A 15,038-nucleotide genomic window follows, 5' to 3' on the forward strand; every position below is an offset into this window, starting at 1 on the left:
TCGGCCATTTAATTCCCGGCACGCATGGCGGTCAGGCGTCAGCCATTTTGCAGCTTCCAGGTCCGGATTTCGAACGGCATGATGTCGGCAGCTCCCTTCCGCTCCATCGGCTCTTCGAGAATGTTCAGCGGCTGCGATGCCGTCCATCCTGAAGGCGGGTCGAGGGCGAGCGTGCCGCGCCGGCCGGCCGGTTCGTAGAGGCGCAGGATGAGACCGTCGCCCTCTTCTGCCGGCTTCAGGCCTGAGAACGCGACGGGGATTCCGGTGACCGCTAGCGGCGCAAAAGTGCCGGCGGAGAGGCCGCTGGCTTCAGCTGCGACAAGCGGTTGGTTGAGATCGATCGCCTCGTCGAGCACACCACCGTCATGCCAGGTGCCTTCGTGCGGCATCAGCGCATAGGTGAAGCTCTGCTCGCCTTCATCGGCCAGTGGATCCGGATAGATCGGCCCGCGCACCAGGCTCATGCCGATCACATTGCCGCGTGCGCTATGGCCGTATTTGGCATTGTTAAGCAGGGCGACACCGAAACCCGGCTCGCTGATATCGACGAAGCGATGGGCGACCGCCTCGAACATTGCCTGTTCCCAGGAGGTGTTGGTGTGCGTCGCGCGCTCGACGACGCCGAAGGCGCATTCGAACGTTGCCTTCCGCGACCGGACATCGACCGGGTTCAGGGTGCGCAGCAGGGTGCGGCGGTCATGCCAGTCGATCGCCGTTTCGATATCGAGCCGCTTCGCATTGGCACTGAGCACATAGGTCTGGGTGACGCTGGAATTCCGGTAGCGATGAACGACGCGGATTGCCGCGCGGTGCGGGCCGCTTTCGACAAGCGAAATGCTTTCCGGCGCCTCGAGACGGATGGCCTTTTCGGCATAATCGGCGTCGATATCCCAGGCGTCCCAATTGCGCGGCTTGTCGGCAGGATAGACCCAGAGCTGGTTGGCCGAACCATCGACCGCTTCGCGGCCGCTCGCCTTGTGGATGAGGCTCGCAACCGCCCCGTCCTTGCCGATGGTCACAGCGAGATAGTCGTTTTCGAGGCGATCCGGGCTGGCCGTCAGCCGGCCGGCCGGCCGAAGCACCTGCCGATCGAAGACCGCGACGGATAGAGGAGCGACGATATCGCCGGCCGAGATGACCGTGCCGTCGGCAAGCGTGGCGCTCACCGGCCGTGGCGCAAGCGACGGATTGACGACGACGAGCGCATTGCCGAGCCCGCCCTTCGGCAGATGGGCCGAGAGCGCCTGCAAGGCCTTTGCCTGCTCGGACTTGGCGTGGTCGATGACGCCACCCAGTTCCTGCTCCGCATCCTGATAAACCTCGCGGATGCTCGATCCCGGCAGGATGTCGTGGAATTCGTTCTTCAGCACCACGCGCCAATCCGCTTCGAGACTTTTCGGCTTTTCGCCCCCCAGCATATGGGCAAGTGAAGCGAGCGTTTCAGCGGTGATCAGCGCCCGTTCTGCCTGGCGGTGTTTGCGTTTGACGCCGCTTTGGCTCGTCAGCGTCGCGCGGTGCAGTTCGAGATAGATTTCGCCGTCCCAGACCGGAAGGTCCTTTTCGCCCGCGGTGCGATGCGCCTTTTCATAGAAGCTTTTGACGGTGCCCCAGCGCGCCTGCGGGATGGCCGGGAAATCGCGCAATTGCACTTCGCGCTCCACCATTTCAGGCGTCACGCCGCCGCCGCCATCGCCATAGCCGACAGCCAGAAGCGAAGTATCGTGCTGCGCCTTGCCGCGGAAATTCTTCCACGTCGGCAGATAGCAATCGGCCTGCACGAAGCCGTTATATCCCTGCATCGGATTGTCGAAAGTGTGAGTCAGCACCTGGCTGCCGTCGAGGCCCTTCCACCAGAAGAGATCGGAAGGGATATGGTTGGTCTCGCTCCAATTGACCTTGATGGTGAAGAAGCTGTCGATGCCGCCCTGTCTGAGGATCTGCGGCAGCGCGCCGGAGAAACCGAAGCAATCCGGCAGCCAGCACACCGTATGGCGCGTGCCGAAGGTCTTTTCGAAATAGCGCTGGCCGTAGAGCACCTGGCGGACAAGGCTTTCGCCGGTGGGCATATTGGTATCAGGCTCGACCCACATGCCGCCGACTGTTTCCCATTTACCTTCCGCGACCTTCTCCTTGATGCGTTCGAGAAGCTCCGGGTCTTCCTCTTCCATCTGCGCATAGTAGTGGGCGGTCGACTGGTTGAATCGGAAATCGGCCGAACGCTCCATCAGCGACAGTGCCGTGTTGAAGGTGCGCCGCATCTTCCGCCGCGTCTCGCGATAGGGCCAGAGCCAGGCGAGATCGATATGCGCATGACCGGTCAGCAGCAGCTCGCCATTTGGCGGAAAGCGCTTCTGCAGGTCCTTCAACCGCGCCGTCAGCGCTTCGAAGGCAGAGGCTGCCGAGGCGCTCTGCTCATCGCTCAGACCTGCCGGATTTACCGCAAGCTCCGGCAGCTCCCAGATCTTCTGCTGCATCACGGCATCGGCGGTGCGGGAGATATAAGCCGACGTATCCGACGGCCAGTCGAGGCTGCGCAGGGCCTGTTCGGCGGCATCCATCAGATGCGGCACGACTTCATGCTCGCCGAGCACATCGATCGCCTCGGAAACCTGCTTCAATAGAAGATGCAGGCGATGAGCCGGGCCGTCGAGCCAGATGAACCGGGCCTTGTTCAGCCGCGGCGCCCGGTTCGGCTCGCCGAACGGAAAGCGCGCAACGCTTTCCGTCGCAATCGAGAAACGGCGGCCTTTCACCGGGAATTCCTGATGATAGGGGTCGAGACCGAACGTTTCCGCCTCGCCATCAGGATAGCTCAGCGTGATCAGACTCTCGCCGCCGAGATCGAGCTGCAGACGGATATCTTCGAGCGGCCAGCTCTCCGGCGCCTCGGCGCTTACGGCAAAATGCACGACACCCTGGCGATGCGGCCAATCCTGCTGATGGCCGATCGGCTCACCCTCGAATGTCCAGCCGTCGATCGGGCTACTCTGCCGATCCCGCCAATGCGCCAGCTCGGCGATACGGACTTTCAGGCGGTCGAGGCGTTGGGCAATGGTTAGAGGCATGGTTTATCCTGTCAGAAATCAGCGGCGAACGATCTGGAATCATGGCTTTGGGGAGGTGAAGATTATGCGACAAAGATCGCAAATTGCCGGCCCTCCTCCCAGCGGGTCCTGCTGGACCTTAGATTAAGTAACTTTGATTTGCCGTCAAGTGTGGACGCGGTCATTGTGAAGCGAACCCGCTATTTCAGCATCCGACCGGCCGCAAGACGTCCAAGGAATAACGCAATCTTGATCGGCGGCAGCAGTTTACCGAACACGGTATCGACCTATCTGACTGGCAATCACATCAAAAATGCTGGCTCCACAGGCCAGCGATGGGAGGTTGGGGGATGCTCCAAATTCGCAAATTGCTGGCTGCAATGGCAGCCGTCGCCGCGGTTGCCGTATCGTCGTCCTGCACGACGAGTTCGACCGACTCGGTGCAAACCGGCTCGGTTGGATATAGTAGCGTCGACTACGGACTGAGACCCGCCTGCCGCGACGGCTTCGGCAACGATCGCCCTTGCAGCTATTAGGTTCAACGACGGCTCGAGGGCCAATGCTCTTCCGCTTGGAATCGCCTTGGCACATTGTCGTGCTTCCGGGTTGAAGTTGCCTAGCGGCGGATAGGCAAATCCCAAACGCGGTAGAGTTCGTTGAGCGCATCCCCCGTGCGGCATTCTATGGTTGGCAAGCCGGAATCCAGAAGCGCTTTCGCATATTTGACGTCGCTATGTCGCGTCTTCAGCAGAATCCAGCGAACCATCTCCCATTTGATGCTGTCTCTTGTGCCTTCGAGATGTCCGGCACGATCGGAACGGTTGATCAGCGTGCGCTTGAGATAACGGGCAAACCGCAGCCAATGATTTGAGGTGATCAGAATAGCGCCTGTCGCACGTTTCAAACGCCGCGGCATCAGCCGCGAGTAATTACCTTCCATAATCCACCGCTCTTCAAGAATTGCCGCGTCGTGAAGTTTGGCAAATTCTGCTTCCGGGCGAGTCTGCCAATCGGTATTGGGCAAATGATGCAGTTGGTCGAGATGCACGCTTTGGAAACCGAGCTTGTTCGAAAGGGCGACCGCCAAGGTTGACTTGCCCGTATTAGAAGGGCCAAGGACGACGATGCGTTCGCCAAGGGCGTGCAAAGGCAGCATGGGACACCGGTCGGAAATTTTGAGGTAGCTTCCACTGGCTGCAGTCAGTGTGACTGTCAACACACAATGAGCAGGCCTGCCTAATGCAAGTCGCCCGGCAGCGCGCCCTAGACACCGCCGCCCGTCACCGACCCAATCCCCTGAAGCGACGGAATTAGTTGGTGACCCGGCTGTTGGAAAACCGTTACGAACCGCAGCAAGCGTGATACACACCGAGATGTTGCTCTAGGAAAGGCGGTCATGCGGTATCTTCGGTCAGGGCCGCGTCGGCTTCACACCCAGGAGATGGGCGTTCCGCGCGCCAAAGCGGTGGGTTTGAGGTCGGGCGAAATCGCCGACCGGAATATTCGCGTCATCCTGGAAGCGATCCGCCGGCATGGGCCGCTGACGCGCACCGAGCTTGGCCGACATAGCGGGCTGACCGGCCCCGGCATTACCAATATTCTGCGGCGGCTGGCGGAAGAAAAACTGGTCACATCAAACCGCCGCAACGGGCTTGGCGGCGGCGCAACTGCAACGGAATTCGCGTTGCGGCCGGAGGGCGCCTTCTCGGTCGGGGTCAAGCTTCGCCAGACGCGCGGCGAAATCGTCCTCATCGATCTCAGCGGCCAGGTGCACGACCGGGTCTATTTCGACGTGGATCCTGCGCACAGGGTCGGCGCGGTGCATGCCGTCGCCAGGGATATGGTCGATCGCCACGCGGCCTTGCCGGTCATCGGCCTCGGCATCGCCGCCAAAGACTGGACGGAGGAGGAAAGCGACGCGATCGCCGCGATGTCGACGGTCGCGAGGCCCTATGTCGAGAACGAATGCACGGCAAGCCTGCTTGCCGAGCGCACCATCGGCAGCGCCATGCCGGAGGGCTGTCTGGCGATGATCATCATCGACGACGACGTGCAGGCCGGTTTTCTCGTTCGCGGCGTTCCCTATTCCGGCGTGCATGGCCGGGCGGGCAGCATCGGCGAAATGCTGACCGGGCCAGACAATGTCCAGCTCAACACCGTCGTCGGGTTCCATTCCCTGCGCTCACGCATCGGCGACGAGGACTTCGCCCGCCTGCTCAAGGGCGAGGAGTTCTCCTGCCCCTTGCTGTCACAATGGATACGCGAAGCCGCCGGCCACCTGCTCGATCCGATCATCGCCATGGCCGGCTTTCTTGCCCCGAGCGTCGTCATGATCGGCGGCGATCTGCCGCAAGGCATGATCGAAGCACTGATCCATCAGCTTTCCATCGAGCGACGCGACACCTCGACGAGACCGCTGCTGACGCCCTGGATTTCGCCGATGAAACCGGCGAGCTTCAGCGGCGGCGGCGTGGCACTCGGTGCCGCCCTCTTGCCCTTCCTCAACACGTTGCTGCTGCCGCCGGCTTCGGCCTGATGCTCAGGTCAGCGCTTCATCGGCATGGCTGAGATCGGAAGCCAGCGCCTTGTCCAGGACCTTTTGGATATTGGCGGCGCGGCGGAAGGACGGTTCCTGCGTCTTGCCGGCCCGTACGGCCTGGACGAAACGCTGGTAGTTGGTTTCGACGGGATCGAAAGACACGTCACGCCAGGTCGCGGTGTGCACGTCTTCGCCAAGACAGGCGCGCAGCGTCGATTGTCCAGTGTCGTAGATCATCTCGATCGAGCCGGTTTCGCCATAGACCCTGAGGCGCAGCTGATCCATCTGGCCAGCGGCCGTGCGCGTCGCCTGGATGGTGCCGATCGCGCCATTGGTGAAATCGACGTTCATCGTGAAGCTGTCATTGGCATCGAGGTCATATTCGCCAATCTTATGATCAGGTGCCTTGTCGAAGGTCTTCAGCCGCGCAAAGACATGGGCGACGTCGAGCCCGGAACCATAGGAGGCGAAATCGACAATGTGGATGCCGATGTCGCCGAGCGCGCCGTTCGATCCATGTTTTTTGCTCAGCCGCCACAGCCATTTGCTTTCGCTCTTCCAGTCGCCCCAGTGGCGGCCGACCAGCCAGCTCTGCAGGTGCGACGCCTCGACATGGCGCACCGCACCAATTTCACCGGCGAGCACCATCTGCCGGCCTTTCTGCAGGGCGGGCGAATTGCGATAGGTGAAATTGACCATGCCGACCTTGCCCGAGCGTTCGATCGCCTCGGTCATCTCCATCGCCTTGACCGCATCGGTGGCGAGCGGCTTTTCACAGAAGACGTGTTTGCCGGCAGCGATCGCCTGAAGCGTCGTCGGGTGGTGGATGCTGTCGGGCGTGACATTGGCAACCGCGTCGAATTCGCCCCAGGCAAGGGCCTCTTCCAGCGAGGTGAAATGGTTGGCGATGCCATGTTCGCTGCAGAAGGCGGCAAGCCTTTCCGGAACGACATCGACGCCGCCCACGACGCTGACGCCTTCGATCGCCTTGAATCTCGCTGCATGCTGGTTGGCCATGCCGCCCGTGCCGAGAATGAGTAAACGCATCTTGTCCTCCATGAGTTCGCTTCCGGCTACCGCGCAGCCGGGCAAAAACCGCACTTGCCATCGCGGCCGTCCGCGATCGCCTCATGCTTCTTCAGGAAAATTGCGGTGGCTGCGCCACGCGTCCGAAAGGGCGCTCCGTCACGGCGATGGCGCAGATCCTTTTCGAAAAATCGATCTCGATTTTCCGGAATTCTGCGCTAGCTGCTGTTGATTGTCGCCAGCATCTCAACCTCCCGGCTCTGGCCTCCCAAGCTGTGGCTTGACATCAAATCAAAGTAACTTAATCTAATTAATGCAGCACGGAAATGAGGAGAGGTCAACTGACCGCCAGGCTGTATTCGTTCAAAATGGGGAGGAGACCCATCATGAAGAGCGCCACCGTCAGCGCATTTGCGCTGAGCACAATATTATTTTCAGCATCCGTTTCATTTGCCCAGGAACTTGCAACCAAGGACCGGATCGGCCTTGCCGATGCGCCAAAATCCCTCGTCGTCCGCCTGACCAACGACAGCCCGAACAATTCCGATCCCGCCATCGCCGAAGGCTACCAGAAGCTCTTCGTCGACTTCATCAAGAAGCATCCCGATTGGAAACTGCAGATGCAGTTCATGTCCTCAGACATCGGCACCGAACAGGCCAAGATGCTGGAGCAGGCCAAGGCCGGCAATGCGCCCGATTGCGCCGCCGTCGACTCCTTCGTCCTCTCGCAGTTCATGGTCAATCATGTGCTGGCTGACTTCACGCCTTACTTCTCGAAGGAAGAAGTGGACGACCTCTTCCCCTTCATCCGCAGCGGCATCACCGACAAAGACCAGACGGTGCGGGCATGGTGGTGGGATACGGATTTGCGCGTGCTCTATCGCAACAAATCGATCGTCGCCGAGGCGCCTGCGACCTGGGACGATCTGAAGACAGCCGCCCTCGCCTCCACCAAGGAGGGTATGGAAGGTGTCCTGTTCAACGGCGGGCGCTGGGAAGGCACGACCTTCGACTGGCTGGCGAACTATTGGGCGCTCGGCGGCAAACTCGTCGACGATACCGGCAAGCCGGTCTTCGGCGAAGGCGAGAACAAGGAGAAATTCCTGAAGGCGCTGAACTATTTCAAGGATCTCGTCGATTCCGGCGCGGCCCCCAAGCGCGTCAGCACGATCGCCAACTACGACGACATGAATGCTGCTGCGGCGGCGGCGACCACAGCCCTCTTCATCGGCGGCAATTGGCAATATGCCCAGCTGAAGTCCACGCTCGACGAAGCCGAGTTCAAAAACTGGACCTTCTCGCCGATCCCCGGCCCGACGGCCGATCAGCGCTCGACAGGCACCGGCGGCTGGACGATCGCCTCGTTCAGCAAGGACAAGGACAAGGTCGAGATGTGCGCCAACCTCGCACGCGAGGTCTATATGGGGCCGGCAAACGCACTGCAGCAGCAGCTGCCGACCCGCAAATCGCTGTTCGACAAGTATGAAGTCTTCTCGACCGAAGCCAACAAGACCTTCGCCAAGGCTCTGGTCGACGGACAGGCGCGCCCCGGCGTGCCGATCTATCCGGAAATATCAAACCAGATCCAGATCATGATGGGTGACGTGCTCTCGGGCACCAAAAAGCCGGAGGAAGCCCTGGATGCCGCATTCAGCGCGGCGATAGAGGCCTACAAGCGGCTGTGATGCGGTGGCGTCCGTGGCCAGCCCCTCATCCGGCTGCCGCCACCTTCTCCCCGTTGTGATGGGGATAAGGGGACAAGCCGCAACCTCTCCGTCCCTCACAAGCGCCTCGTCCGGCGCGTCCCCTCTCCCCGCAAGCGGGGAGAGGGTTAGGGTGAGGGGCAGCAGCACTCTTCAACGCTTCAGACAACGACGGCGCCTGTCCGCAGGCCCCGTCGACATTGCCAAACCCGGACAGGGAAGCCAATGAGCCCTATTGCCATCGAGGTCGACAGCCCGCCTCAAAGCAGAACGTTCATGCGCCGTTTCGCCGGGGCGCCCCTGCCCTGGATCATGCCGGTGATCGTCGTCATCGGCATATTCTACCTCTACCCCGTCATCGACGTTTTCCGGCTTTCCTTCACCAATGCGACGCTGATCGGCGACACTCAGGACTACACGCTGGGCTCGATCGTCAATGCGCTGAGTTCGCCGCAGCTGCCCGACATTTTATGGGCGACGCTGATCTTCGTCGGCGGCAGTGTCATCGGCCAGCAGATCCTCGGCCTTGCGGTCGCCGTCACCGTCATCCGCGGCGAAAAGCGCGGCCTGTTCGGCACCACCATCCTCAGAACGACGGCGCTCATCGCCTGGGTCGTGCCGGGCATTGCCGGCGGCATCATCTGGCAGATGCTATTTTCCGAAGCGCCTTACGGCGCGCTGAACAGCATTCTGAGATTGATGCATATGCCAACCGTCGCCTGGCTTTCCGATCCCGCCATGGCGCCCTGGTCGACGCTGATTTCCAACATCTGGCGCGGCACGGCCTTTTCGATGGTGGTGATGTATGCGGCGCTGAAGGCGATCGATCCCTCGCTCTATGAAGCCGCCGAAGTCGATGGCGCAACGGCCTCGCAGCAGTTCTTCTTCGTCACCCTGCCGCAGCTGCGCGCCGCCATCCTCGTCAACATGATCCTGATCACCATCCAGACGGTGAATACCTTCGACGCGATCATCACATTGACGGGCGGCGGCCCTGGCCGCGCGACCGAAGTGATCTCGCTCTACGTCTTCAACATCGTTTTCAGAAACTACGATCTCTCCGGCGGCAGCGTGCTCTCCGTGCTCATGCTGATCATCAGCCTCGGCCTTGCCTTCGTCTATGCCTCGTTCCTGCCGAAGGAGGAAGAGCAATGAGCGGGCGGACGGGAACGCGGCTCGGCGATGCCTTGAGCTATCTCTTCATGCTGGTGATGTTCGTCTTCTTCGCCGGCCCCCTCACCTATCTCCTGTCGATGGCGATGCGTGACAAGCGCGAGATCTATCGCGGCGCGGCGCGCTATATTCCTCAGAACCCAACCATCGACAATTTCATCACCGTGCTGAACAACAGCTATTTTCCAATCTATCTCTGGAACGGCCTCAAGCTTGCGGCCTTGAGCGGGATCGGCGTGCTGATCGTGGCGCTGCCCGCCGCTTACGCCTTTTCCCGCTTTCAGTTCCGCGGCAAGGGCCTGTCGATGATGGGACTGCTGCTCTTCCAGATGATCTCGCCGCTTGTCATCATGGTGCCGCTCTACCGCTACATGAACCGGCTCGGCATGCTGGACACCCATTTTGCCGTCGTCATGGTCTATATCGCGCTCGGCGTTCCGCTGGCGACCTGGCTGTTGAAGAGCACGGTCGACGGCATTCCGCGCAGCCTCGACGAAGCCGCCATGATCGACGGCTGCAACCGGTTTTCGGTGTTCTGGCGCATCATCCTGCCCTTGTCGGCGCCGGGTATCGCCTCGGTCTTCATCATCACGGTAATTGCCGGCTGGTCGCAATTCCTGGTGCCTTTCCTGCTGCTCACCAAAAATGACCTGATGCCGATCGGCGTCGGAATCTTTAACTTCCGCGGCATGCAGACCGACTCGTCCATCCAGCTGCTTGCCGCCGCCTGCCTGATCTCGGTCGTTCCGGCGATCGTGGCCTTCCTGTCGCTCCAGAGGCTGATCCTCGGCGCGATGACCAGCGGCGCGGTGAAGGGATGAGCATCGGTTCAGTCTCGATGATTGATGAAGGATTCGACTCTATGAACCAGACACTCGGCGCCAGGCCGTCCCCCGATCTGACCGGCGCCAATGTCGAGGATGCCGGTGAGCACAACAGGGCGGTCGTCCTGCGCTGCATTCACCGCCAGGCGCCGATTTCACGCGCCGAAATCGCGAGGCGCACCGGGTTCACCAAACCGGCGATCGCCCGCATCGTCGACCGGCTGTTGGACGAGGGTCTGATCATGGAAGCCCGCCGCCGGCATGGGCTGCGGGGTCAGCCGGCGATCGAACTCGAGATCAATCCGGATGCCTGTTTTGCGATCGGCATCAACATCGACCGCGACCATCTGACGATCCTGGCGGTCGATGCCGTCGGCAATGTCCGCGCCCGCGTGCATCATGAGAAGCGTTTCATCCTGCCGGCGGAATTCCTGCAGCTGACGTCAGATGCGATTTCGCATTTCCAACGCAGCCGGCTGATCGACGATGCGCGGCTCGCCGGCATCGGCCTGGCGATGCCGGATTGGCTCGGGGAGATTTCGCTGCTCGGTAAGCCCGAGGCCTATCAGGAGTGGACGGCGTTCGATGTGCGTGCAGCACTCGAAAATCTGACGCAGCATCCTGTCTTCATCGAAAACGAAGCCAATGCCGCAGCCCTTGCCGAGCTCGATTACGGCCTCGGCGCCGAGAGCAGCAGCTTCTTCTACATCGCCATCAATGCCTGCCCGGGCGGCGGCCTCGTGCTCGACGGCAACGGTCACCGCGGCGCCATGGGCCTCAGCGGCGAAATCGGCTGGCTTCCCATTGCCGACGGCCGGGACGAGAAAGCCCACAAGGTCCAGCTTCTCGGCGAAATATTCTCGCTGTTTTCACTTTATGATTTTCTTGCCCGCCACGACGTCGAGGTGAGTGTTCCGCACGATCTGCTGACGCTCGATGCGCATGGCAGGCGCCTGGTTTCGCAGTGGCTGAAGGAAATGAGCGCGCATCTGGCCGTCGCGGTCAAGCATATCGGCTTGATCGTCGATCCCGACGCCGTCCTCGTCGGCGGCCGGCTGCCGATCCGCATCGTCGACGAGTTGCTGCGCTATGTGCACGAACATCTCGACGCCGAGGACACGAGCCTGCCCTCGCTCCATCGCGCCTCGCTCGGCGAGGATGCCTCCGCAATGGGGGCGGCAGCCATGCCGATGGCGGCGGCCCTGATGCTCGCATCGGCGGATGTCGCTCAACGCGCGCGTTCGCCGCTGAAAAACATGGATCGCCTGAACAGTTGAAACGGCTGGCAAGGCGCCGGGAATTTGGTGAAGATGGGAGGATTTTGATGAAGATCGGCTTTTACACTTCGACATTCAATGATCGCCCGCTTGAAGAAGTGTTGGATTTCGCCGCATCGGCGGGGTTCGACGCGATCGAAATCGATGTCGGCGGCCATATCAAAACGCCGGATCGGGTGGAGGCAGCCGTCACGCTTGCCCGCAGCCGCAATCTCTTCGTCTCTTCGATCACCTATTTCGGCAATCAGCTCGATGCCGACCGCGAAAAACGCCGGGAGCTTCGGGCAAGGACCGCCGATTTTGCCGAGGCGATCGGCGATGCCGACGTCCCGATCTTCGTGATCTTCCCCGGCCGCGACGACAGCGCCAGCGAGGAGGCCAATTATGACGACTTCGCCGATTTCGCAAACGAGTTGATCGGAAAGACGCAGTCCTCCGGCCTCACCTTCGCGATCGAGAATTGGCCGGGACCGAAGGACCATTTCATCGGTACAACGCCGAGAGGATGGCAGGAGCTTTTCCGCAGGATCGAAGATCGCCGCTTCGGCCTGGAATTCGATCCCTCACACCTCATCCGCATCGGCGTCGATCCCTATCAGGCGATGGAGGCGGTGAAAGACCGCATCGCCATCCTGCACGCCAAGGATACGGCGATCGATCATGAGGTGCTGCAAGCTGTCGGCTATCACGGCAAGGGCTGGTGGCAATACAAGCTGCCGGGTCAAGGCCTTCTCGACTGGCCGCGTTTCCTCAGCCAGACGCGCGGGCATGGCTTTGACGGCACGCTGTCGATCGAGCACGAGGACGCCGCCTATGGCTGGCCCGGCAAGGATCTTGCTGCGCGCAAGGAGGGCGAGCGTCTCGGCCTCACTTATCTCAAAACGGTCCTGAGCGGACTTTGACGGCGAATTCGGGAGGACTGTCATGGCCCATGTTTCGGTCAACAATGCACGCAAGGATTACGGCGCGTTCAAAGCCATCAAAGGCGTATCGGTCGACATCGGCGACGGCGAGTTCGTCGTTCTGGTCGGCCCATCCGGCTGCGGAAAATCCACCCTTTTGCGGATGATTGCCGGCCTCGAAGGCATCACCTCGGGCAAGATCCAGATCGGCAAGCATATCGTCAACGAGCTTGCGCCCAAGGATCGCGACATCGCCATGGTGTTCCAGAACTACGCGCTCTATCCGCATATGACGGTCGCCAAGAATATGGGCTTTTCCCTGCGGCTGAAACGCATGCCGAGGACGGAGATCGACCAGCGGGTCGGTAATGCCGCCAAGATACTCGGCCTCGAAAATCTTCTCGAAAGATATCCAAAGCAATTGTCCGGCGGCCAGAGGCAGCGCGTCGCCATGGGCCGGGCGATCGTACGCGACCCGGCGGTCTTCCTGTTCGACGAGCCGCTGTCGAACCTCGACGCCAAACTTCGGGTGCAGATGCGCTCGGAGATCAAAGAACTGCATCAGCGGCTGCAGACGACCACCATCTACGTCACCCACGACCAGATCGAAGCCATGACCATGGCCGACAAGATCGTCGTCATGAAGGACGGGCTGATCGAGCAGTCGGGCTCGCCGCTGGAACTCTACGATCGGCCGAACAATCTTTTCGTCGCCGGTTTCATCGGCTCGCCGGCGATGAATTTCATCCAGGGCAGCATGGGAGAAGGCGGCTTCAAAACCGCCGACGGCCTGCTGCTGCCGAGCGAGCGCCGCCCGAGCGATGCCGTGACCTATGGCATCCGGCCCGAGCATATCAGGCTCGACCCCGACGGCATCGAGGTAACGACTGTCGTGGTGGAGCCGACGGGTTCGGAAACGCTTGTTATCGTTCGGTTGGGCACACAGACGCTCACCTGCGTCTTTCGGGAACGGATCAGGGCCGCCCCCGGCGACGTGCTGAGGATCGCGCCCATCCACGATACCATCCACCTGTTCGGGGCGGACGAACAGCGGATCACCTCTGGTGAAACCCCGCTGAACTGAGCCGGCCGATTGCCCCCTCCCCTTCGGCCGGGCGGCGGCCGGGAGCGCGTTTTCCGCGCCCCGGCCGTGAAATTTCTTCCTGCTCCGACATCCGAGCAGCATCCGCCAAGTGCTTGAACCACCGCTGAAAAGGTTAATATGCGTTAACCTTAAAATTCTTGGCCGGCATCGGAGAATCGCGGATAATAACGGTTAGAAGGGCCTTTGATCCCGAAGATCGTTATCCGAAAGATTGCTGCCGATGAACGCTAATTTGACCGCCTTGAACAAGGCGCCGTTGCATTTCGAGGATCAGATCCTCGAACAGGGCGACGTGATTTCAAAGAAGCTGCATCTGCTCAGTGTGCAGCGCTTTCCGCCGAATGCGAAGAAGACGCTGCGCAACTTCTCCCTGGCGGAGGTCGCCAATTATGTCGGTGCCTCGCAAAGCACGCTGAAGAAGCTGCATCTCGAAGGCAAAGGGCCCTGCCCGCAGACCTCGCCTTCCGGTCGGCGCTCGTATAGCGCCGAGCAGATGCTTGAGCTGAGGCGCTATCTCGATGCCCACGGCCGGTCCGAGAGCCGCATGTATGTCCCCCAGCGCCGCGGCCACGAGAAGCTGCAGGTCATCGCGGTCGTCAATTTCAAGGGCGGCTCGGGCAAGACGACGACGGCGGCCCATCTTGCCCAGCATCTGGCGCTGACCGGCCACCGCGTGCTTGCCGTCGATCTCGATCCGCAGGCATCGCTGTCCTCGCTGCACGGTTTCCAGCCGGAGTTCGACCAGGCCTCGTCCCTTTATGAAGCGATCCGCTACGACGGCGAGAAGAAGCCGCTCTCTGACATCATCCATAAGACGAACTTTCCCGGCCTCGATATCGTGCCGGCCAATCTCGACCTGCAGGAATACGAATACGACACGCCGCTGGCGATGGCCGATAAGTCGAGCAATGACGGCAAGACCTTCTTCACCCGCATTTCGCGGGCGCTCGCCGAAGTCGACGACCGCTACGATGTCGTCGTCATCGATTGCCCGCCGCAGCTCGGCTACCTCACGCTGACCGCCCTGACGGCGGCGACCAGCGTGTTGATCACCATCCATCCGCAGATGCTCGACGTCATGTCGATGGGCCAGTTCCTGCTGATGCTCGGCGGCATCCTGAAGCCGATCCGAGCGGCCGGGGCCGAAGTGAACCTCTCCTGGTACCGCTATCTCATCACCCGCTACGAGCCGACCGATGTGCCGCAGGCACAGATGGTCGGCTTCATGTCGACGATGTTCCACGAATTCATGCTGAAGCAGCAAATGGTCAAGTCGACGGCGATCTCGGATGCCGGGATTACCAAGCAGACGCTGTATGAGGTCGAACGGTCGTCGATGAACCGGGGAACCTACGACCGGGCGCTGGAGGCGATGGATGCCGTCAACGTCGAGATCGCCGAGCTTATTCATCGGGCATGGGGGCGGTGAATTTGTCGGCTGACAA

At 61.1% G+C, this 15,038-nt stretch carries 12 protein-coding genes; 9 read left to right on the forward strand and 3 right to left on the reverse strand.

Going from position 1 to position 15,038, the window contains the following annotated elements:
- Window positions 1–38 precede the first annotated feature (38 nt).
- Complete coding sequence (locus tag K6N12_RS02995; RefSeq protein ID WP_097624275.1) at window positions 39–3,065, reverse strand: alpha-mannosidase; 3,027 nt, start codon at window positions 3,063–3,065, stop codon at window positions 39–41.
- Between the two features lie 329 nt (window positions 3,066–3,394).
- Between K6N12_RS02995 and K6N12_RS33975 the strand changes: the two genes are divergently transcribed.
- Window positions 3,395–3,580 (forward strand): hypothetical protein, encoded by a 186-nt coding sequence (locus K6N12_RS33975; protein WP_097624274.1) that lies wholly within the window; start codon window positions 3,395–3,397, stop codon window positions 3,578–3,580.
- Between the two features lie 80 nt (window positions 3,581–3,660).
- On the opposite strand, the gene K6N12_RS03000 is transcribed toward K6N12_RS33975, so the two are convergent.
- Window positions 3,661–4,200 (reverse strand): P-loop NTPase family protein, encoded by a 540-nt coding sequence (locus K6N12_RS03000; RefSeq protein ID WP_222148718.1) that lies wholly within the window; start codon window positions 4,198–4,200, stop codon window positions 3,661–3,663.
- Window positions 4,201–4,440: 240 nt separating this feature from the next.
- On the opposite strand from K6N12_RS03000, the gene K6N12_RS03005 reads away from it, so the two are divergent.
- Window positions 4,441–5,580, forward strand: a complete 1,140-nt coding sequence (locus K6N12_RS03005) for an ROK family transcriptional regulator (protein ID WP_097624272.1) — start codon at window positions 4,441–4,443, stop codon at window positions 5,578–5,580.
- A gap of 3 nt (window positions 5,581–5,583) precedes the next feature.
- On the opposite strand, the gene K6N12_RS03010 is transcribed toward K6N12_RS03005, so the two are convergent.
- Window positions 5,584–6,630 (reverse strand): Gfo/Idh/MocA family protein, encoded by a 1,047-nt coding sequence (locus K6N12_RS03010; RefSeq protein WP_131710598.1) that lies wholly within the window; start codon window positions 6,628–6,630, stop codon window positions 5,584–5,586.
- A 365-nt stretch (window positions 6,631–6,995) separates the two neighbouring features.
- Between K6N12_RS03010 and K6N12_RS03015 the strand changes: the two genes are divergently transcribed.
- The 7 genes from K6N12_RS03015 to repA all read left to right on the forward strand — a co-directional run bounded on the left by K6N12_RS03015 (window position 6,996) and on the right by repA (window position 15,022).
- Entirely contained in the window at window positions 6,996–8,294 is a 1,299-nt protein-coding gene (locus K6N12_RS03015; protein ID WP_183781571.1) for a type 2 periplasmic-binding domain-containing protein, read from the forward strand.
- 243 nt (window positions 8,295–8,537) lie between these two features.
- Complete coding sequence (locus K6N12_RS03020) at window positions 8,538–9,467, forward strand: carbohydrate ABC transporter permease (RefSeq protein WP_012555709.1); 930 nt, start codon at window positions 8,538–8,540, stop codon at window positions 9,465–9,467.
- Window positions 9,464–10,306 (forward strand): carbohydrate ABC transporter permease, encoded by an 843-nt coding sequence (locus K6N12_RS03025; protein WP_054184376.1) that lies wholly within the window; start codon window positions 9,464–9,466, stop codon window positions 10,304–10,306. The genes K6N12_RS03020 and K6N12_RS03025 overlap by 4 nt, the downstream gene beginning before the upstream one ends.
- Before the next feature lie 41 nt (window positions 10,307–10,347).
- Window positions 10,348–11,586: an ROK family transcriptional regulator gene (locus K6N12_RS03030; protein ID WP_097624493.1), complete on the forward strand. Its 1,239-nt coding sequence runs from the start codon at window positions 10,348–10,350 to the stop codon at window positions 11,584–11,586.
- A gap of 47 nt (window positions 11,587–11,633) precedes the next feature.
- On the forward strand, window positions 11,634–12,488 hold the full coding sequence (locus K6N12_RS03035) for a sugar phosphate isomerase/epimerase family protein (RefSeq protein WP_222148719.1): 855 nt from the start codon (window positions 11,634–11,636) through the stop codon (window positions 12,486–12,488).
- 22 nt (window positions 12,489–12,510) lie between these two features.
- Window positions 12,511–13,572, forward strand: coding sequence for an ABC transporter ATP-binding protein (locus K6N12_RS03040; RefSeq protein WP_131710596.1), 1,062 nt, complete (start codon window positions 12,511–12,513; stop codon window positions 13,570–13,572).
- Window positions 13,573–13,813: 241 nt separating this feature from the next.
- On the forward strand, window positions 13,814–15,022 hold the full coding sequence (gene repA / locus K6N12_RS03045; RefSeq protein ID WP_222148720.1) for a plasmid partitioning protein RepA: 1,209 nt from the start codon (window positions 13,814–13,816) through the stop codon (window positions 15,020–15,022).
- Window positions 15,023–15,038 lie beyond the last annotated feature (16 nt).

Origin of the sequence: Rhizobium redzepovicii, from assembly GCF_019793435.1 — a bacterium.
Taxonomy (GTDB): Bacteria; Pseudomonadota; Alphaproteobacteria; order Rhizobiales; family Rhizobiaceae; genus Rhizobium; species Rhizobium redzepovicii.